The 20,726-nt window shown below is 32.0% G+C and carries 14 protein-coding genes; 4 read left to right on the top strand and 10 right to left on the bottom strand.

Annotation, left to right across the window (positions count from 1 at the left end; all coding sequences use genetic code 11):
- The 4 genes from LJY17_RS13840 to LJY17_RS13825 all read right to left on the bottom strand — a co-directional run bounded on the left by LJY17_RS13840 (position 1) and on the right by LJY17_RS13825 (position 8,127).
- Complete coding sequence (locus LJY17_RS13840; protein WP_264544403.1) at positions 1-2,103, bottom strand: OmpA family protein; 2,103 nt, start codon at positions 2,101-2,103, stop codon at positions 1-3.
- Between the two features lie 10 nt (positions 2,104-2,113).
- Positions 2,114-3,049 carry a PorP/SprF family type IX secretion system membrane protein gene (locus LJY17_RS13835; RefSeq protein ID WP_264544402.1) on the bottom strand — a complete coding sequence of 312 codons (936 nt, stop codon included), beginning with the start codon at positions 3,047-3,049 and terminating at the stop codon, positions 2,114-2,116.
- A gap of 30 nt (positions 3,050-3,079) precedes the next feature.
- Complete coding sequence (locus LJY17_RS13830; protein WP_264544401.1) at positions 3,080-5,737, bottom strand: gliding motility-associated C-terminal domain-containing protein; 2,658 nt, start codon at positions 5,735-5,737, stop codon at positions 3,080-3,082.
- Between the two features lie 224 nt (positions 5,738-5,961).
- Complete coding sequence (locus tag LJY17_RS13825) at positions 5,962-8,127, bottom strand: carboxy terminal-processing peptidase (protein ID WP_264544400.1); 2,166 nt, start codon at positions 8,125-8,127, stop codon at positions 5,962-5,964.
- A gap of 143 nt (positions 8,128-8,270) precedes the next feature.
- On the opposite strand from LJY17_RS13825, the gene surE reads away from it, so the two are divergent.
- From surE to LJY17_RS13805, 4 genes are read left to right on the top strand one after another with little or no spacing between them, the layout of a single operon-like run.
- Positions 8,271-9,038, top strand: coding sequence for a 5'/3'-nucleotidase SurE (gene surE / locus LJY17_RS13820; RefSeq protein WP_264544399.1), 768 nt, complete (start codon positions 8,271-8,273; stop codon positions 9,036-9,038).
- On the top strand, positions 9,035-9,307 hold the full coding sequence (locus LJY17_RS13815; protein WP_264544398.1) for a hypothetical protein: 273 nt from the start codon (positions 9,035-9,037) through the stop codon (positions 9,305-9,307). The genes surE and LJY17_RS13815 overlap by 4 nt, the downstream gene beginning before the upstream one ends.
- Position 9,308: 1 nt before the next feature.
- Positions 9,309-10,421, top strand: coding sequence for a lipid-A-disaccharide synthase (lpxB, locus tag LJY17_RS13810; protein ID WP_264544397.1), 1,113 nt, complete (start codon positions 9,309-9,311; stop codon positions 10,419-10,421).
- A 36-nt stretch (positions 10,422-10,457) separates the two neighbouring features.
- Positions 10,458-12,488, top strand: coding sequence for a ComEC/Rec2 family competence protein (locus LJY17_RS13805; protein WP_264544396.1), 2,031 nt, complete (start codon positions 10,458-10,460; stop codon positions 12,486-12,488).
- Positions 12,489-12,494: 6 nt separating this feature from the next.
- On the opposite strand, the gene LJY17_RS13800 is transcribed toward LJY17_RS13805, so the two are convergent.
- The 6 genes from LJY17_RS13800 to LJY17_RS13775 all read right to left on the bottom strand — a co-directional run bounded on the left by LJY17_RS13800 (position 12,495) and on the right by LJY17_RS13775 (position 20,681).
- Positions 12,495-13,034 (bottom strand): thioredoxin family protein, encoded by a 540-nt coding sequence (locus LJY17_RS13800; protein WP_264544395.1) that lies wholly within the window; start codon positions 13,032-13,034, stop codon positions 12,495-12,497.
- 4 nt (positions 13,035-13,038) lie between these two features.
- Positions 13,039-13,497, bottom strand: a complete 459-nt coding sequence (locus tag LJY17_RS13795) for a thioredoxin family protein (RefSeq protein WP_338441511.1) — start codon at positions 13,495-13,497, stop codon at positions 13,039-13,041.
- A gap of 47 nt (positions 13,498-13,544) precedes the next feature.
- Complete coding sequence (locus LJY17_RS13790) at positions 13,545-15,050, bottom strand: peptide MFS transporter (protein WP_264544393.1); 1,506 nt, start codon at positions 15,048-15,050, stop codon at positions 13,545-13,547.
- Position 15,051: 1 nt separating this feature from the next.
- A complete protein-coding gene (locus LJY17_RS13785; protein WP_264544392.1) occupies positions 15,052-16,710 on the bottom strand; it encodes a peptide MFS transporter in 1,659 nt (552 codons plus the stop codon).
- Between the two features lie 78 nt (positions 16,711-16,788).
- On the bottom strand, positions 16,789-18,480 hold the full coding sequence (locus LJY17_RS13780) for a peptide MFS transporter (protein WP_264544391.1): 1,692 nt from the start codon (positions 18,478-18,480) through the stop codon (positions 16,789-16,791).
- A gap of 29 nt (positions 18,481-18,509) precedes the next feature.
- Positions 18,510-20,681, bottom strand: a complete 2,172-nt coding sequence (locus tag LJY17_RS13775; RefSeq protein WP_264544390.1) for a S9 family peptidase — start codon at positions 20,679-20,681, stop codon at positions 18,510-18,512.
- Between the last annotated feature and the right edge of the window lie 45 nt (positions 20,682-20,726).

The raw sequence follows: 20,726 nt of genomic DNA, 5'->3' as shown, positions 1-20,726 counted from the left end.
CTATAAATCTTTAATAACAAACTCGCTTCTTCTGTTTAATTCATGTTGCTCCTCTGTACATGCATTGTCAGAAGCACATTTAATAACTGGAACAGATTCACCATATCCTTTTGCAAATATTCTTTTAGGACTAATTCCTTTATCAATAATATAATCTCTTGTTGATTGTGCTCTATTTGCAGAAAGCACTCTGTTGTATGTTGTACCTCCTCTACGATCTGTATGTGAACCTATCTCTACAATCATATTTGGATACTTATTCATTAATTCTACAACTCGGTCTAAAATAGGTTTAGAATCACGACGTATATACCATAAATCATAATCGAAATAGATAGGCTCTGTTTTAATCACCAATCTATCTTTATCATCCTTCACAACATCTTTCTCTGCTGCAACTATTTCTTTAATTTTTTCTTTTTTCTTAGCTTCAGCAACAGCTTTTTCTCTTTCTTTTTCTTCCTTTTCTGCTTGAACTTTTTGTTCTTCAGCAAGTTTATCCGCTTTTTTCTGTTCTTCTAATGCAATTTGCTCCTCATGTTTAATTACTTCAAGTGATTTTAAAGCCATCGAAGCATCGTTTAACTGACCTCTTTCTTTTTGTAAACTAAATGAACGAGCATCATCATTATAACCAACTTTACTAGCAGAAACTATATAATTACTTTCGCAAGCCACTTTAAAACTGAATTTTCCATCGGCAGCTGTAGTTATTTTTTCAATTTCATTTTTGTTCCCATCAGCTAAAATTACTTGTGCGTTTTCTAAAGGCAAATTAGTATCTACATCAGTAATAATGCCAGCAATGAGTTGCATACAATCTTCAACAATTAATGGTTTTGTTTCTAAAATGGAATAAATATCATCACCGCCTTTTCCGCCTTTTCTATTTGAAGAAAAATAACCTTCTTTTGAATCTGAATCAATATTAAAAGCAAAATCATCAACACCGGTGTTTATAGGTAAACCAACATTTATTGGAATAGAAAAATCATTTTCCTTAATATCAGACACAAAAACATCTAATGATCCAAAACCTTCATGTCCGTTTGAAGAAAAATACAGCTTCCCATCTTTAGACACAAAAGGGAATTGCTCCTTTCTATTTGTATTGATTAAACTGCCTGCATTTATAGGATCTCCATAAGTCTCTGCATTTATACTAACATAATAAATATCAAAAGATCCTTTACCTCCCGGCCTATCCGAAGCAAAATACAATCTTTTGCCATCAGGACTCAACGCTGGGTGCTCATTAGAAAAATCAGGACTATTAAATGGTAAAGAAGTTATGTTACTCCATTTTCCACCAACTAATTCTGCTTTATAAATTTGAAGATTAGAAATTTTCTCTTTGTTTTTAGCTCTGCTTCCGTTTTTAGTATTATTTCTGGTGAAGTAAATTGTTTTACCATCGGTACTAAAAATTGCGTTAGACTCATGCATTTTAGTATTTATTTCTTGTGAAAAAGGGATGGCTACAGAATCCTTTATATTACTATTTTTAACAGAAATTGTAACTAAATTTAAATATCCTTCGTTATTCCATTTATACACTTTATCAAAAAAACCAGGTTCTTTTTTAACTGCCGAGTAGATTAAATTTTCACCGTTTTGAACTGCGCCAAATTCAGAATTGGTAGTGTTAATTTCTAAATTTTTAATTTTGTAACGCTCCCCAATTGCTGTAACATTCTCTAAAGTTTTAAGTTCTTTATCTAAGGATGCAACAGCATCGTTATTTCCAACTTTAGAAAAATAATCTCTTGTGATTTGATTGGCTTCGGCATAATTTCCATTTGCCTTTAAAGTTTGTGAAAATCTAAAATAGTATTCTTCCGAGACTTCTTTTTCAAAATTTTTAATCAAGAATCTATAGTACTTTTGAGCACTTTTAAAATCGTTTGTATAATAATAGCAATCTGCTAAATTTCTAACTACTTCAAGCGATGTATTTTTCTCGATAGCTGTTTCATACAAAGGCAACGCTTCACTATAATAAGTTCTATCAAAATATCTTTTAGCTCTGTCTAGATCTTGATCCTGAGCTTGAGCACTATATGCTAAAAATCCGATGAGTATAGTAAGTAATATTCTTTTCATATGGTATTTTTTAGAAGAATCGTGGTGATTTATCATAACCTTTTCCTAGCATGTCTAAACTGAATAATAAAAACACTTCATGTGAGCCTGAATTAAATTGCCCCATATTAGACAATGTATAATCATATGAATATCCTATTTTAAGTGTTTTAGTAACATTTACTGCCATTAATCCACTCACAGAATCATCAAGTCTATAAGCAGCTCCAAGTTCAAATCTATTATTATACAAAACATTAGCAGTCACATCTAAACTCAATGGTGCTCCAGAAACAAATTTTGTCATTACTGCTGGCTTCACCTTAAACATGTCACTAACTTCAAAAACATATCCTCCTGTTAAAAACACATGAATATTTTCTGAACCATACGATTGTATTCCTTGACGTTCTTCAATGTGTTTCGTAGGTAGCAAATTAGGTGCAGATAATCCTATGTAATATTTATCCGTAAAATAATAAGCCCCAACCCCAACGTTAGGCTTGAAGGTGTTTATGTTTTGGCTAAAAGCCAAATCTGTTGAAGCATCACCGCTTTCAAGCTTAAATCCATTAAAATTTGTAGCAAGTGACGTAAAACCTGCTTTCATACCAAAAGAAAAACGATGTGAGTTATTTAATTGTAAGACATAGACAAAATCAGCATAAAAATTATTTTCCTTTTTTGCTCCATCACCAATATCATCTGAAATAACAGATAATCCCATTTCTATTTTCTTGCTAATTGGCATATGTCCAAAAACGGTAAGCGTCTTAGGAGCTCCAACCGCTCCAACCCATTGTGTTCTGTAAAGTGAACCTAAATCCAACATAGCTTGTTTGCTCGTTGCATAAGCTGGATTCACTACACTCATATTATACATATAATGGGTATATTGAGGGTCTTGCTGGGCAAGAACATTATAACTAATGAGGAAAAAACTCAGTATTAATAGTATTTTTTTCATCTAAAATTTATTTAAAAATAGCTTATAGAATTATCTGTTTAAGTAAAGTCTTCCTTGCTTAGGAGCTTTGTTATTTTTATTGAAATAAACCACGTAAAAATAGACTCCGTTAGGAGCAACATCTCCCATTGTTTTCGAAGTAGAATTTTTACCATCCCAATTAGGTTTATTCCTATTACCTTCAAACATTAAATTCCCGTATCTGTTATAAATTTCTAGTTTATAATCTGGATAAATAAACTGAATATCCGGAATTGTAAACGTATCGTTTACACCGTCTCCATTAGGTGAAAAACCGTCAGGAATAAAGAATTCAGGAGTCTCTTCACAATTTGTAAGATTCACTTTAACTGCTAAACCATCTTTAGAAACACACCCTGTAGTTGTTGATGTATTAAAAGCGTAATAGATAACTCCATCTTGCAATAACTGTGTACTTGACACAATGTTTCCGCCTGTAAGCGCATCATACCAAATAATATTTCCTGATGCATTTGTATTATTCGTTAAATCTTGAATAGTAGGATTATCTGTACCACAAAATTGTTCTCCTCCATTTGTTAATGTAGGTGCTGGTACAGTATCTATTGTCACAACAATCATTGTTCTTGCTGATTCACAACCGTTAGCATTAACTTCCGAAACATAATAATCTTCACCTGAAACTAGTGGTGTAGTTGTACTTAAAGCTAATGTAGATCCCAAAGAATCATACCAAACAAATTGATTTCCACTTGGAACTAAATTAGCAACTGTAGGATTATTAGCTTCACAAAAAGTCTGATTTGTTGCTGAAGGTGCAACTGGTAAACTATTAATCAAAAACACATCCGAAACATTGCTAACTATAACTCCACAGCTATTAACATTGTTTGACAAACCAGTAACAGTTATTGTAGTTATTCCTGCATTTGTTAAAAGTCCTTGAGGAATAGTAAATGTCGCTCCACCTCCTACTAATGTTAAACTTTGGATGTTTCCTGTTGAGCTGTTTGCTCCAGACAAGTCATAATTTATAGTAACATTAGTCAAAGTTCCCAATCCAGATACAGAAACTACAACTGGCTGATTAAGACAAACAGCATTAGGCGCAGATATATTCATAGCTATTGTTGAAGGCAGAGGGTTAACTATAAATGAAGCTGATACATTTGCAGGAGCATTACATCCAGTAGCTCCATTTGCTATACTAGTAATTGTTATTGTAGTTGAACCAGCATTTGGCAATAAGTTTCCGGGAATTGAAAACACTGAATTTCCACCAGAAACAATAATTGTAGTTGTTTGTGCCGAGGCAATATTTGCTCCTGAAAGATCATATGTTATTGAATATGTTCCATCAACTAAACCTGTTAAATTACCTAAATAAGCTGTTGTTGAATTATTTTGACAAGTTGCATCTACATTTAATGTAGAATTAACAACTGTTGGTACTGGGTAAATATTTAAATTATCCTGAATTGTTGGAATTGGATTTACACAAATCCCTAGGCTATTTGTTGCAACAATGTTAGTTACATTAATTGAATAGGTTCCAACTGAAGGAAAGTTTGCGTTTGGAATATTAAAAGTAGCCACTCCATTATTAAAAGTAACAGTTAGTGTGACTGGGGTTGCTTGACCAGAAACTATGTAAGTAATATCATAAGTTCCATTAGGAACCAATACTGGTGACTGAGAAAGCACTCCAGTAAATACTGCTGATGCTACTTGATTTTGACATACATCTGTATTTACTTGGAGAAGAATACCTGAATAATCTATAGGATCCTCAATTATAACTCTTACTACAGCAGTTTTTTGCTCACAAATAGGGCTTATAGGTAAAACTTTATAAGTGAACGAATAGGTTCCAGCTCCAAAGTTGTTATAGATATTTTGAACATTAATAAATGAATCAGAAGGGTTGGCTATTTCACCTGTACCATTGTTGTCCGTCCATGTTCCACCCGAATCTTCTCCTGTGAGTAAATTGTATAAATTCACATTGGTATAAAGCGATAAATTAGTTGTACTACACAACTGTAAATTTTGTGGCGTTCCAGCATCAACTGGAGGAACCAATGTTAAATTTACATTTATAGAACTTTCAGGACACGGTCCAAGTGCTGGAACAGTATAGGTTAAATTATAAACTGTGATTGCTGTTACATTAAAACTACTTGGATTAATAGTGTATCCTGCTATTGGAGTACCTGTTGTGTTATTGTACCAATAACCATTTGTTTGTGGAGGAATATTTCCGAATTGATAATTGAATAATTCAAATAAATTAAGCTCAGTATCATCCCCACAACGAGATCCATCTTCCTTCACACCTGCATAAGGCCCTATAAGTACAGCAACTGTAGATGTATTGTCTGCACAACCCGGAACTCCAGTAACCGTATAAGTATAAGTATAAATTCCACTTTCTCGAATCTGTTGCGCGTTAAGAATCCCTGTTGTCGAATTCAAACCACCAGATCCCAAATCATCAATCCAAAATCCTCCTGGTATTGGTGTTCCTCCTAAAAGAGTAAAAAGATTTAAAGCTTGATTTGTGGGATTTGTAATATCACAAACAGTAATAGCACCATCGTTACCCGCACATTGCGATTGTGCAACATTTGATGTTAAAAAAAGAGCAAACGTAAGTAAAGCGGCAAAAATATATTTATTGCCTTGTTGGAGTATTTTTATATCCATAAGCTTTGGTTAAATTCCCTACAAAAGTAAGATCAAAAAAACATAATGAGAAAAATCTTGATAAAATAAACCGATTAGACTCAAAAAATCGTTAAAACGCTTAAAAAAACCGACAAAACATAATTCCGTTAGCATTAATACATAAAATTACCTACAAACTCATAACATAAAAAAAGACCTCCTATCGAGGTCTTTTTTATATCATTATATTAAATATTAATCTCTTAAGATTTTACTACTTTACCTTTAGAAGCAATTGATTTATTTGTATTTCCTGAAGGTTTTTTGATATCACCTAAAATATTAATTGCTTCATCAACGTATGCGTCTTTAGAAAGTGATTCGTGCCAATCTTTACGTTTTAGACCTAAAGATGAATCTTTAGCAATAAGAGTAACTTCATCTGGCAACGATTCAAATTTCATATTATTGGTATACTTAGTAATAGCCTTGAATTTTTTAGTAGCTTCCTCAATATCAGCTTGTTCATGTTTAAATTTATCGATATTTAAACTAACAACATTATTTTCTTTACGGCTGTTAATCCATTTAGCATTTTCATCGATTAATCTAAATTGCTCACTGGCTTGAATTCTTTTTTGGCTATTAAAAATGACTGCTTCTAAATTATTTATTGAACGAACTTCATCGTACTGAGCTCTATCAATTCTATCCCAAGCAATTGCATTTTTTTCATCACGCTCACCAATTTTAATATACGAATAACGATCTGGCATTGCAATATCACTTGCTACTCCTTCTAATTGTGTCGAACCACCGTTAATTCTGTAGAATTTTTGAGTTGTTGTTTTTAATGCACCAAAATCTCCAAAAGGTGAGTTTTTAACAAACTGATTTAAGTCGATTACGTTTTGAACAGTACCTTTTCCATAAGATTGTTTACTTCCTATAACAATTCCTCTTTTATAATCTTGTATTGCAGCAGCAAAAATTTCTGAAGCAGATGCTGAAAAATTATTGATTAAAACGACAAGAGGTCCATCCCATTGCACTTTAGGGTTGTGATCGTATAATACTTCTTTTTTTGAAGAAGCCGATTTAATTTGAACAACTGGTCCTTCTTTGATAAACAAACCTGTAATATCCACAACGGTTTTCAAAGATCCACCACCATTATCTCTCAAATCCATAACAATACCTTGAACTCCTGCTTTTTTAAGTTTTTCAACTTCTGCAGCAACGTCTTTAGCGGCGTCACGGTTGTCATCATTTTCGAAATCGATATAAAACTTAGGCAAATAAATAACTCCGTATTTAACACCATTTTTGTTGACAATACTAGATTTAGCATAGGTTTCTTCAATCTCTACTACATCACGAATTAGAGTTATTATTTTTATAGAACCATCAACTTTTTTAACTGTCAAAGCTACTTTTGTACCTTTAGGACCTTTAATTTTTTTCACTACATCGTCAAGTCTCATACCTACCACTTCCACTGGCTCTGCAGATCCTTGCCCAACTTTTAATACAACATCTCCTGGTTCAAGTTCTTTATTACGCCATGCAGGCCCTCCAGAAATTAATTCTGAAATTTCTGTAAAATCACCTTTCTTTTGCAATCTAGCTCCAATGCCTTCTAACTTTCCACTAATACTAATGTCAAATCTTTCTTTTTGCTCTGGAGCAAAGTAAAAAGTATGTGGATCGTATTGTGTTACAATTGAATTAATGAAAATTTCAAACCAATCGTCACGCTGTAATTCTTCTACAAATTCGAAATAATCATTTAATGATTTTAATGTAGACTCTCTTGCCTCCTTCTCTAATTGTGAAAAAGTTTTAGGAGTATAACTAGGATCTTTTACTTTTTTATCTTCTTCTAATTTTTGCTTATCAACAACAGAAGCTAAAACAGAAAGTTTCATTTGAAGTCTCCATCTGTTTTTTAATTCAGAATAGTTTTTTGCAAATTCATTTTTATCAGAATCTATATTAAGACTTTCATCAGAACTAAAACTAATCGCTTTATCACTCAATGCTTTGTAAACCACTTTAGATTCTGACATACGTTTTTGCAATCTTTCGTATACCAGATTAAAGAATGACAAATCTCTAGCTTTTATTAAATCATCAAGTTTTGTTTCATAAACCTTAAACTCTTTGATGTCTGATTCCATGAAAAATCTTTTTGATGGATCAATAGCATCTAAGAAATCATTATATACTCCTTTCGAAAATTCATCATTCATGGTTTCAGGAGCATAATGCCCTTTTTCAATAACAAATTCGATTAATTCAAGCAACATTTTATCTTTCTCAGGATCATACTGAACTTTTGGCCTGAAACTCCATAGCGTAGCAGAGATTGCCACGACAACCAACATTAATTTATAGTTCTTTTTCATAAAAGTTAAAATTGCATTCATAATTGAAACTAAAGTACACAAAAAACTATGCCAAGATTTTCTTTCTTACATAATTTTTTGTTAAACATGTAAATTTAGCAAGAAGCACATAAAAATGTTTAATTTAGCAATACTTTTTTTATGTTAAATTTTGAGCCAAAATCATGGACAAGCCTCTTATTCTAGTAACTAATGACGACAGCATAGTAGCTCCGGGTATTAGAACTCTTATCGACATTGCAAGACAAATTGGAAATGTAATTGTTGTAGCTCCCGATAGTCCACAAAGTGGAATGGGACACGCAATAACAGTAAACAACACTTTACAGATTAACAAAATTTCTGAAGATGGAGCTGAAGTAACAGAATACACTTGTTCTGGAACCCCTGCTGATTGTGTAAAAATTGCAAAAAATGAAATCTTAAAGCGAAAACCAGATCTTTGTCTTTCTGGAATAAATCACGGCTCAAATTCATCAATAAACGTAATTTATTCAGGGACTATGAGTGCTGCAGTTGAAGCCGGCATTGAAGGCATTCCTTCAATAGGTTTTTCATTAGCCGATTTTAGTTGGAAAGCTGATTTTGAACCCATCAAAGATTATGCAAAAAAAATAATAGAAGAAGTTATAAAAAACAGATTACCACAAGGCGTTGTCTTAAATGTAAATTTTCCTAAGCTAAAAAAGAAAGATATTAAAGGCATTAAAATTTGCAGACAAGCGAATGCTAAATATGAAGAGAAATTTGACAAAAGAATTTCTCCTTTTGGAAAAGAATACTATTGGCTTTCTGGTCAATTTATAAATAACGACAAAGGAGAAGATACAGATGAATGGGCTCTTAAAAATGGTTATATTTCAATCGTACCTGTACAGTTCGATTTGACTGCTCATCATGCTATTCAACAACTTAATACTTGGAACCTATGAAAAAAATAGATCTTTTATACGGGGCCTTAATTGGTTTTTTCACCACTTTTATAGGTGTTTTTATTTATTTAAAACTAACAACTGATTTAAGCTTTTTAGACGGAATTCAAACAATGAAAAGTCAAGGGCTACTCGGAAAAGTCATAACACTTGGTGCTATACTGAATATAATTGCTTTTTTTACTTTACTAAAATTCAATAAAGAACTAATGGCTCGTGGTATTGTATTGGCTACTATTTTACTAACTGTTTTGACATTATTCGTTTAAAATGAAATACTATATTATTGCTGGAGAAGCATCAGGCGATTTGCATGGTTCTAACTTAATGAAAAACATTTTCATAGAAGATCCAAAAGCAGAAATCCGTTTTTGGGGTGGTGATTTAATGCAAGAAGCTGGCGGAACGTTAGTCAAACACTTTCGTGATTTGGCTTTTATGGGTTTTATTGAAGTAGTTGCCAATTTAAAAACGATTTTAAATAACATTAAAATTTGTAAAACTGATATTTTAAGCTTCAATCCCGATGTAATTATTTTTATTGATTATCCTGGGTTTAATATGAGAATTGCCAAATGGGCAAAGAAATTAAACATAAAAACGCATTACTATATTTCACCTCAAATTTGGGCTTGGAAAGAAAATAGAATAAAATCCATTAAAAGAGATGTAGACAAAATGTATGTTATACTCCCTTTTGAGAAAGATTTTTATGAGAAAAAACACAACTTTCCAGTTGAGTTCGTTGGTCATCCATTAATTGATGCTATTCATAATAGAAAAGTTAGTGATCCGATAGTATTTAAAAAAGAAAACAATTTGGATGAAAGACCTATAATTTCTCTTTTACCAGGAAGCAGAAAACAGGAAATTTCAAAAATGCTTTCTGAAATGCTTTCTGTAGTTGATGATTTTAAAGACTATCAATTTGTTATAGCAGGCGCTCCAAGCCAAGACTTTGAATTTTACAAACAATTTTTGACTAATGAAAGTGTACACTTTGTTTCCAACAAAACCTATGATTTACTAAGCGTTTCGCATGCGGCATTAGTTACTTCTGGTACTGCGACACTTGAAACTGCGTTATTTAAAGTTCCTGAAGTTGTTTTATATAAAGGAAGTTGGGCTTCTTATCAAATTGCGAAAAGAATCATTACTCTAAAATACATTTCGTTAGTAAATCTTATCATGGATAAAGAAGTGGTTACAGAGTTGATTCAAGACAATTGTAACAAAAAACAAATAAAACTTGAGCTTACTAAAATCCTATCTGAAGATTACAGAAAAACACTTTTAGACAACTATGATTTACTAGAGCAAAAACTTGGAGGTGAAGGTGCTAGCAGCAAAACAGCTCATTTAATTTATTCGAGTATAAAATAATTTAAGTTTTTTCTTACAATTTTGTATTTTCGATTTATGAAAATACATGAATTTCCTATTGTAAAAATTACAATATTTTTTATAATTGGTCTCCTAACGGGTTATTATTTAGAAATTGATTTGACATACTCAGCTATAATTCAAATTGTGTCAATTCTTGTCTTTTGCATTTCTTTTTATTTCTCAAATAAAAAATTCACTCAAACCAATACATTTGGTGCTTCAACTTTGTTTTTATTTTTCTGTATTGGTATAACAACCAATATTCTTAATGATAACAGGATTAATAAAGAACATTACACTCATCAATCAAGCATACTTGAGAGACACAACTTTGTAATTATTACTAGAGAAAAACTTAAAACCACTTTAAAAAACCAACGATGCCTTGCCGAAATAATAAAAATCGACAACAAGAAAAGTAGCGGAAAAATAATTTTAAATATAAAAAAGGAAGAGAAAAACAATGATTTTGTGTCTGGAACTAAACTTTATATTTCAGGTTTTTTAACACCAACACAAAAACCCAATAATCCAAATCAGTTTGATTATTCAACCTATCTTAAACACAAAAACATTTACGCTCAAATTTATACTACTTCTGAAAAAACAAAAATCAGCAATGAGGTTCAAAAAGACATATATCATTACATCTTTAAATTCAGAGAAAAAATCATAACAAAACTCAAAGCCAGTGGATTTAATCATGAAGAGCTTTCGGTTCTTTCAGCATTAATTTTGGGACAACAACAAGACATTTCACCCGAGATTCAAAAAGATTATCAATTTGCTGGAGCTGTACATATTTTATCTGTTTCAGGAATGCATGTGGGATTTATAATGCTTTTTATTTCATTCTTACTTAAACATTTACCAAACAACAAAAAATCAAATTTCATCAGAATAATCATAACTTTGCTCTCTTTATGGATGTTTTCACTAATTGCAGGTCTGTCTCCATCAGTAGTTCGTTCTGCAGCTATGTTCAGTTTTGTTGCGATTGGGAGTGTAATAAACAGGCAAAACAATATGTTTCACACCATTATTGTTTCATTACTAATCATCCTTTTAATAGAACCAGGTTTTATCTTTGATATTGGTTTCCAACTGAGCTATCTGGCATTATTCTTCATTATTTGGTTACAACCAATACTAAAAAAATTATGGACGCCTAAAAATAAAATCATTACCTTTTTTTGGGACATCTTAACGATTTCAATAGCAGCACAAATAGGCACATTACCTCTAAGCATCTATTACTTTCATCAATTCCCAGGTTTATTCTTTATAACAAACTTGGTTTTAGTACCAACGGTATTTATAATTATGATATTAGGAAGTTTATTAATGCTTTTTTCTTTAATAGATTTCATACCAATATATCTTTTAAAAACGGTTGAAATTTCAGTGTTTATAATGAATTCTTTTATAAAAGAAATTGCATCTATAGAATCTTTTGTACTTAAAAACATACCATTAACGTTTACTTTACTACTGGCTTCTTATTTAGTAATTACTGCAACTATTTTACTTTGTAAAAAACTTAATTACGCAAGAACACTTACTCTATTAGTTAGCTGTATCATCTTTCAGATTTCACTAATAGAAGCAAATTGGGAATCGAAAAGTCAGGATAATTTAATCATTTTTAATTCTAAGAAGAAAAGTATCTTGAGTTTTAAAAAAGGAAATGAGTTAGAAATTGCCTGCGACACTACAATAACTGAAGACAGTTTTGAAAGAAATACAATTCAGTCATACGCAACAGCAAACTACAGTACAATTACAAAAACAGATCTAATCAAAAATTGTTATTTTTATAAGAATAAAAAAATAATAGTAATTGATAAAGAAGTCATATCCAAGTTTATCACGAAAGCAGATGTTGTTATCATTAGAAACTCTCCAAAAATTAATTTGGCACGATTACTACAAAAAGCAAAACCGGAGATTGTTATAGCAGATGCGTCAAACTACAAAAGCTATGTAGTTTTATGGAAAGAAACTTGTAGAAACAAAAATATCCCTTTCCATAGCACTCATGAAAAGGGATATTATAAATTATAAACATTTTTAAGACTTAGCTTTCAATTTTTTTGTCATAGCTTTTTTTTCTTCTTTTGTATATGGAATAAACTTAGCTATAATTTGATTTGCACCATCTAACCAAGCAGAAGGCCCTCCTGCAACATATCCTGTACTTCCTAATTGTTCGAAATTAATTTTCCCGTCTTTATCAGTTGCTTTTACAAACCAAACAGTAGGAAATCCTCTAATGGCAAACATTTGTTGTAATTGTGCATTTTGAGCTTTTACATCATCAGTTTGAGCACTTCTTCTTGGATAATCGAGTTCTACTAAAACAACTTTTTCTTTTGCCCATTTTTCAAATTCAGGGGTTTTAAAAACTTCTTTTTGCAAACGAATGCACCAACCGCACCAGTCACTTCCTGTGAAGAACATAAAAATAGGTTTATTTTCTTTGTTAGCAATCTCAACCGCTTCTTTTACATTTGTATGCCATTTTAATGATTCTTCATTATCATTATTTTCAGCAAAGCTAAAAATCAAAAATATAGGCAACAAAAACAATAAGTATTTTATTTTTTTCATAGTCTTATTTTAAAAACCTTAATAATTCTTCAGGAGTCTTAAAACCTGTAGCCTTTTCTTCAACCTCACCATTTCTATTAAGAATATAAATTGATGGATATCCTTCAACCTTTAAATATGAAGTTAATTGATGTGCACTATTTCTTCCTTTTCTATTAGGATCAAAGTTTGGGTTATTAAAACTTGCTCCTTTATAATTTACTACAGAATTCCCTTCAGCATTGAACTTAACTGCATAATAATTTCTATTAATTACTTCAGAAACCTCAGGGTGTTGTAGTGTATTTGTTTCAAACATTTTGCACTGAGAATACCAATCAGTGTACACTTCCATGAAAATAGGCTTAGGATTCTTTTTTTGGCGAGCTAAAGCTTCGTCAAGAGACATCCATCGTATCTCTTGCGCTTGAACACTTAATGCCCCCAAAAACAATAATAATCCTAAAAGTAACTTTTTCATCATTCAATTTTTATTTTCAATATCTCAAAAACAATGCCGAAAATACAAAATTATTTAACGTCTTGCATTAATTTTCTAACCAATGGTGAAATAGCTATTAACGCAACGCCTGCAATCAAAGCATACAGTCCCAACTGCTGATAACCATCTGCATAAGTATTTAATTTTTCAAGATTAGATGCATTCTCAGAAGCTTCTGCAATTCCTGCTCCTAACAAACCTGCAAAATACTGTCCATACGCACTTGCTAAAAACCACATCCCCATTATGACTGCTTGTGTTTTTTGAGGGGATAATTTGGTCATAGCACTCATTCCAATTGGTGACAAACACAACTCTCCAAAAGTAATGATAAACCATCCAAAAGTGAATAAATCTAGCGAAGTTTTTCCATCAGAACCTGCAAAAAATTTTGTGTAATAGAAAATCCAAAAACCTCCTGCAAGAAATAAAAATCCTAAACCAAATTTCACAACAGTATTAGGCTCAATTTTCTTTTTTGCCATCCATAACCATACCATTCCTACTAATGCTGCGAAAGCAATTACGAATAATGAATTGGCTGAATTATTCACTCCGTTTGGATCTAATTTTATACCTAAAACAGTATTATTTAAATTATTGGCTGCAAATAAACTTAATGAGCCACCGCTCTGTTCGAAGAATGCCCAGAAAAATATTGAGAATATTATGAATACTAAAGCAGCTAACAATTTCATATTTTCTGACTTAGAGAAATTTTTCATCTCATAAAGCAAATACAAAATAGAAGCAGGACCAATAATCATCATGAAATAATCTGTGTACTCTGTATTAGCAACCATTAAAATTATTACAGGGATAATGGCTAATGATCCAATATATGTTACAATCTCAAATACTTTACGTTTAGAGTTTTCTAAATGAGCCAATGGCGACAAACCAATTTCTCCCAAACTTTTTTGCGTTTGTGTAAAAGTCAACAAACTTATAATCATCACGATTGATGCGAAACCAAAAGCATAATTCCAACGCAAATGTTCAGGAACTAATGAAGACCAAAGATTTCCATTAGCCACAGCAATACAAATATACCCTCCAATTAAGGCTCCTAAATTCACCCCTGCATAAAACAATGAAAATCCAGCGTCACGTCGCACATCTCCATCCTTATATAGCTGCCCAACCATTGATGAAATATTCGGTTTAAAAAAACCCGTTCCTACAATTGTGAAAGAAATTCCAATAAAGAAAAAGTTTTTAGGATCTAAAGCCAAAATAATACTTCCTACAATCATTAATAATCCACCCCAAAACAAAGAACGACGAAGTCCTAAAATTTTATCTGCAAATAAGCCTCCAATAAATGTAAAAGCATATACCCAAGCCTGAGTTGCTCCATATTGTAAATTAGCAGTTGTTTCATTCATTGTTAGCTGACTTACCATGAAAACGGTAAGCATACCTCGCATTCCATAGAAACTAAAACGTTCCCACATTTCGCTAAAAAACAAATACCAAAGTTGTTTTGGATATTTCCCTTTAAAATTTTGAATTTCTTCTAACGTTGTTGCCATACTAATTAATCCCTCTTTCTTTCATTACTTTATTTAACTGTTTCAATAAGGCAAACATCAATAATGTTGCAAACATTAATAGTCCAAAATTAACCCAGAAGAAGTTTGATTTATCATCATACTTATCCCACATTGATGCTAATACTCCCGACAATTTGTTTCCAATAGACGTTGCTAAGAACCAACCTCCCATCATTAACGAAGTAATATTAACTGGACTTAGTTTAGAAACCACAGAAAGCCCCATTGGTGACAATAATAATTCTCCAATAGTAATTACTCCATAATTAGCAAACAACCACAAAACAGATACTTTTTCAGAACCATTTTGTCCAGCTTTTACAGCTAGAACCATTACTAAAACCGATAAAGCAGAAATTAATAATCCGAAAGCAATTTTTGTAGGTGTTGATGGTTCCTTCTTACGACTTCTTAAATAAGTAAAGAAAGCTACTATCAAAGGCGTCAGAGCTATAACCCAAAAAGGATTAATTGATTGGCTTAAATTAGAAGCCCAAACTGAAATTTTAGCATCTTCTTTAGGCAATTTATCTTTAGCAACGTTTCTAAAATATAATGGATAATTAACCTCTTTAATTACCTCTCCATCTTTTTTCTGAATTCTAAAAGCATGATCATAAAGTGCAACCGAATCTTTTTTGTATTCTAATTCTTTGGTTAAATAAATTTTATCAGTAACTGTTTTAGCAATGCCCGTAACTTCTCTATCTGTATATTTATCTCCCCAATTATTTAACGCCGAACCATTTAATTTAAAAACAGCCCAAAATAAAATCACAACCGCAAATATCGCCAATAAAGCACCTATTGGTTTCTTATCATCTTCTTTTGCTTTAAAATAAAGACTTGAATAAAACAACACTACAGGAATACATGCAAAAATAAAAGCATCTGTACTATCTGATCCAAAAATTGCACTGTCTAAATTTGCTTCTGAAGCCACTCCTTTGATTAACCATCCAATCACTCCGAAAACTACTGATGGCACTAAAATAAACATTACAATTTTCCAGAATGGCATATCCCCTTCTTGGGTGCCTTTTTTTCCTGTTTTGTCCCCATAATGTTTAGTTCCTAAAACAAATACTATTACTCCAATAAACATTCCGATACCTGCCACAGAGAATGCCGCTGCCCAACCAAATAAATTCTCAAAAACGGCTCCAAAAAAGTTACAAATAAAGGCTCCAACATTTATACCCATGTAGAAGATATTGTAACCTTCATCCTTTTTGGATTTATATTCTTCATCATTATAGAAATTCCCTAATAAAGTAGAAATATTTGGCTTAAAAAACCCATTACCAACGATTACTAAAGTCATAGCTAGGTATAACATAGGTAAACTATGAATCCCCATCATTAGGTAACCAGCCCCCATCATTAATCCACCAGAAATAATAGAAGTACGATATCCTAAATATCTATCTGCAACCAAACCACCTATAAAAGGAGTCAAAAACACCAAAGCGATAAAAGTTCCATATAAATCGGAAGCTTCAGCTTCGGTCATGGCAAAGCCCGTTTCAACATCTTTTAGGTAAAGGGTAAAAATTCCAATCATTAAGTAATAACCGAAACGTTCCCACATTTCAGACAAAAACAAAAAAGGCAAAGCCTTAGGATGTGATTTCCACATAATTTTATTCAATTTGGTGTTAAAAAAAGTCCCGCTTAAAGCGGGACTTGAAAGATACAAAAATATTTTTTAATGGAATTATCTCACTCCGTGCATCATTTTTTTCAACTTTGGTGTCAAGGCAAACAAAATGATTGATGCAATACCACACAATACAACAAATACCATAAAGAACTCATATAAATTATGAATTTCAAAACCTGCAAACACTGGATTTGTAGCACTAATTTGGTTATCAGTCAACAATTTTAATTGTTCAGCTGTTGGAGTAACAGTCTTATCTAACACACCTTGTAAATCGATTCCTAATTCTTGTGCTTTTTTGAATTTATCACCAGTTGCTGGTAAAATTGAACCTAAAGTCCCTGATAAAGCATATCCTGCAGCATTAGAAATAAAGAATACTCCGTAAGCCAATGAAGCAAAACGTTTAGGAGATAATTTACCAACCAATGATAATCCGATTGGAGATAAACACAATTCACCAAAAGTTTGAATTAAGTATAATAAAATTAACCAATAAATAGCTAACAAACCACTGCTTCCTAAATCTTTCACATTGTGTGCAATAATGAAATAGCTCAAAGCGATTAATGCTAAACCAAAAGCTTGTTTAACAGTTGATATTGGCTCTTTTCCAGATGCTCTTAATTTATCCCATAATAAACTGAATGGAAATGCAAACATAACTACGAATAATCCGTTGAAAATTTGCACCATTGAAGGGGGCATATTCCAACCAAAAAAATTACGATCTGTTTGGTTATCTGCAATGAATGTCAAAGAAGAACCGGCCTGCTCAAAAGCTGCCCAGAAGAAAATAATAAAGAATGACATGATGTAGATTACCCAAATACGTTGTGTTTCTACTTTTGTCAACGTTTTATCTAAAAGAATTAATAATGCTAACGATATCCCACTTGAATAAATGATAGGATAAATAATAGTTTTAACTACATTATCTCCTTCGGTTGTATAATGAAAAGCAAAAAACAAAGCTACAAATACAGCTATTGCAGTAAAAATTGAAGTCATAGTAAAATGAGCTTTTTGAGACTCTCCTTCTTCATAATCTGAAGCATCGTGACCTGATGGTAATCCGCCAATTGGTTTTCCTTCAGGCGTTACCACATATTTATTTTTCAATACGAAGAAAACAACAGTACCAATTAACATTGCAATTGCTGCAGCTAAGAATCCCCATTTGAAAGCATGAATATCTCTGATTCCGCCAGCATCTTTAACATCTCCAACAAATGGACAAATAAACTGACCTAAGAAAGCCCCAATATTGATACCCATATAGAAAATCGTGAAAGCTGTATCTAATTTTGTTTTTTCTTGTTTTGGATATAAACTCCCTACCATTGATGAGATATTCGGTTTAAAGAATCCATTTCCAAAAATGATAATACCTAAAGCACTCCACAATAAAGTATTTGCTAAGCTTAAGTTTGTACCAAAAACGCTAGCACTAAAGAACAACAACAATTGGCCAATAGCCATCATAGTTCCTCCTAATAAAATACAGTTTCTGTTACCAAAGAAACGATCTGAGATAAATCCGCCCAATAACGGCGTTAGATAACATAGTCCAAGAAAACCTCCATAGATTAATGAAGCATCTGCTTCTTTCATCATCAAAGAATTTACCATGAACAATGTTAAAATTGCTCTCATTCCGTAGAAGTTGAAACGCTCCCACATTTCGGTTCCAAATAACACCCACAATCCTTTAGGATGTCCTTGCTTTATTGTTGCTTCACTCATTTTATTGTTTTTGGTTAATAAATATAAAATTATAGTTTTTCTTTAATGAAATTTGTCATTTTAGTGTATAACTGTAAACGTGTTTTTCCTCCAAAAATACCGTGATTTTTATCTGGATAAATTGCCCAATCAAATTGCTTGTTCGCTTGTACTAAAGCTTCAACCATTTTCATTGTATTTTGCACATGTACATTATCATCTGCCGTTCCGTGAATTAATAAAAAGTTTCCTTTTAATTTGCTCACATGATTTATAGGTGAATTATTATCATAACCACTTGCATTTTCTTGAGGTGTTTGCATATAACGCTCAGTATAAATGCTGTCATAATATCTCCAAGACGTAACTGGCGCTACAGCAATCGCTGTTTTAAACACATCAGCTCCTTGAAAAATACAGTTTGACGCCATAAATCCTCCAAACGACCAGCCAAATATACCAATTCTAGATTTATCTACATAAGAATACGTTCCAAATACCTTTGCAGCATCAATTTGATCTTCCACTTCGTATTTTCCTAATTCTTTTTGAGTACATTTTTTGAAATCGGCACCTTTGAAACCAGTTCCACGGCCATCAACACAAGCAACGATATATCCTTGTTGAGTCAACATCATAAACCAATAATCATCAGTTCCATTCCAGTTATTATCAACTTGCTGTGAACCAGGGCCTGAATATTGATACATAAATACAGGGTATTTTTTATTTGCATCAAAATCTTTTGGCTTAATCATCCATGCATTTAACTTATGCCCTTTTTCAGTAGTTAATTCAAAAAACTCTTTAGATGGCAAATTATAAGCAGTTAACTTTTCTTCAAGTTTTTCATTCGAAGCAATAACTTTTATCTCTTTGCCTGATTTAGTTTCATGTAATGTATACTTTGGTGCATTTTTAGCACTTGAGAATGAGTTAATGAAATATTGGAAATTTGGACTAAAAGTAGCATTGTTTGTTCCTGTTAGTGTTGACAAACGTTTTTTACCACTTCCGTCTAATTTTATTGCATATACATCGCGGTTAATTGATCCATTTTCAACAGATTGATAATAAATCATTCCATTCTTCTCATCAAAACCATAATAGTTTGTTACTTCCCAAGCTCCTTTAGTAATTTGCTTTTTCAGTTTACCTGTTTTGTCATAATGATAAATATGGTTGTAACCGTCTTTTTCTGAAGTCCAAATAAAGCTATTGTCTTTCAAGAAAGTTAAGTTATCTGTCACATCAACATACGCTTTATCTTTTTCGTTTAAAACAACTTTAGTTGTTCCAGAATTTCCATCAACAAATAATAAATCTAAGTTATCTTGATGACGGTTTAACACCTGAGCAGATAATGTGTTTACATCATTCGTCCATTCGATACGAGCAATATAAAAATCACTGTATTTATCTAAATTGATTTTTTGAGTTTTACCTGTTTTTGCATCATAAACATGTAATGAAACTATTGCATTCTTCTCTCCTGCTTTAGGATATTTGAAAACATTTTGTGTTGGATATAAACCTTCGTTATACATATCCATCGAAAATTGAGGCACATCAGTTTCGTCAAAACGAATAAACGCAATCTTATCTGAACCTAAATTCCAATCATAAGCCTTTACAAAAGAAAACTCTTCTTCATAAACCCAATCCGTAACACCATTAATGATGCTGTTTTTCTTACCATCTGTTGTAATTTGTGTATGCTTTTTTGAAGCCAAATCATATACATACAAATTGTTTTGGTACACATAGGCCACTTTAGTTCCATCGGGTGAAAAAGTAGGTTCTTGTACTTTATAATCAGCCAATTTTGTTAATGACTTCGAAGCGATGTCATAAATAAAGAAATCGGCAACAAACGAATGACGGAAAATCTGATCACTATTATTAGCAATCAATAATTTCTTTTCATCTTTACTAAAAGTATATGAATCGACACCTTGTAATGCTGTAAAATCTTTGCTATCAAGTAAAGTTGCGACCTTATTTAGTGTAGCAAAATCATATAGATTGATTTGTGATGATTTTGATGCTCTATCAAAATCTAAAACTGTGTATTGATTTGTATTTTTCATCGCTTCAAGAGCAGTCATTCCCTGCGCTCTAAAAGCTCCTGTCCAAATCTCGTCTAAAGTTAATTGCTTTTGAGCCAACATTGAAATTGAAACAAAAAGCAATACAAAAACCGAAGTAATTTTATTTTTCATTATCGAATTGATGATTAAAGGGCCAATTTTAAGGAAAAAAACCGA

It is taken from the genome of Flavobacterium hankyongi (assembly GCF_036840915.1).
Lineage (GTDB): Bacteria > Bacteroidota > Bacteroidia > Flavobacteriales > Flavobacteriaceae > Flavobacterium > Flavobacterium hankyongi.
Note: the sequence above shows the minus strand (reverse complement) of the source record. Positions and strands in the feature narration are given on the sequence as shown.

What these genes read in the sequence shown, in the direction of transcription:
- LJY17_RS13840 (WP_264544403.1), bottom strand. Translation starts at nt 2,103, where the DNA reads ATGAAAAGAATATTACTTACTATACTCATCGGATTTTTAGCATATAGT.
- LJY17_RS13835 (WP_264544402.1), bottom strand. Translation starts at nt 3,049, where the DNA reads ATGAAAAAAATACTATTAATACTGAGTTTTTTCCTCATTAGTTATAAT.
- LJY17_RS13830 (WP_264544401.1), bottom strand. Translation starts at nt 5,737, where the DNA reads ATGGATATAAAAATACTCCAACAAGGCAATAAATATATTTTTGCCGCT.
- LJY17_RS13825 (WP_264544400.1), bottom strand. Translation starts at nt 8,127, where the DNA reads ATGAATGCAATTTTAACTTTTATGAAAAAGAACTATAAATTAATGTTG.
- surE (WP_264544399.1), top strand. Translation starts at nt 8,271, where the DNA reads ATGGACAAGCCTCTTATTCTAGTAACTAATGACGACAGCATAGTAGCT.
- LJY17_RS13815 (WP_264544398.1), top strand. Translation starts at nt 9,035, where the DNA reads ATGAAAAAAATAGATCTTTTATACGGGGCCTTAATTGGTTTTTTCACC.
- lpxB (WP_264544397.1), top strand. Translation starts at nt 9,309, where the DNA reads ATGAAATACTATATTATTGCTGGAGAAGCATCAGGCGATTTGCATGGT.
- LJY17_RS13805 (WP_264544396.1), top strand. Translation starts at nt 10,458, where the DNA reads ATGAAAATACATGAATTTCCTATTGTAAAAATTACAATATTTTTTATA.
- LJY17_RS13800 (WP_264544395.1), bottom strand. Translation starts at nt 13,034, where the DNA reads ATGAAAAAAATAAAATACTTATTGTTTTTGTTGCCTATATTTTTGATT.
- LJY17_RS13795 (WP_338441511.1), bottom strand. Translation starts at nt 13,497, where the DNA reads ATGATGAAAAAGTTACTTTTAGGATTATTATTGTTTTTGGGGGCATTA.
- LJY17_RS13790 (WP_264544393.1), bottom strand. Translation starts at nt 15,050, where the DNA reads ATGGCAACAACGTTAGAAGAAATTCAAAATTTTAAAGGGAAATATCCA.
- LJY17_RS13785 (WP_264544392.1), bottom strand. Translation starts at nt 16,710, where the DNA reads ATGTGGAAATCACATCCTAAGGCTTTGCCTTTTTTGTTTTTGTCTGAA.
- LJY17_RS13780 (WP_264544391.1), bottom strand. Translation starts at nt 18,480, where the DNA reads ATGAGTGAAGCAACAATAAAGCAAGGACATCCTAAAGGATTGTGGGTG.
- LJY17_RS13775 (WP_264544390.1), bottom strand. Translation starts at nt 20,681, where the DNA reads ATGAAAAATAAAATTACTTCGGTTTTTGTATTGCTTTTTGTTTCAATT.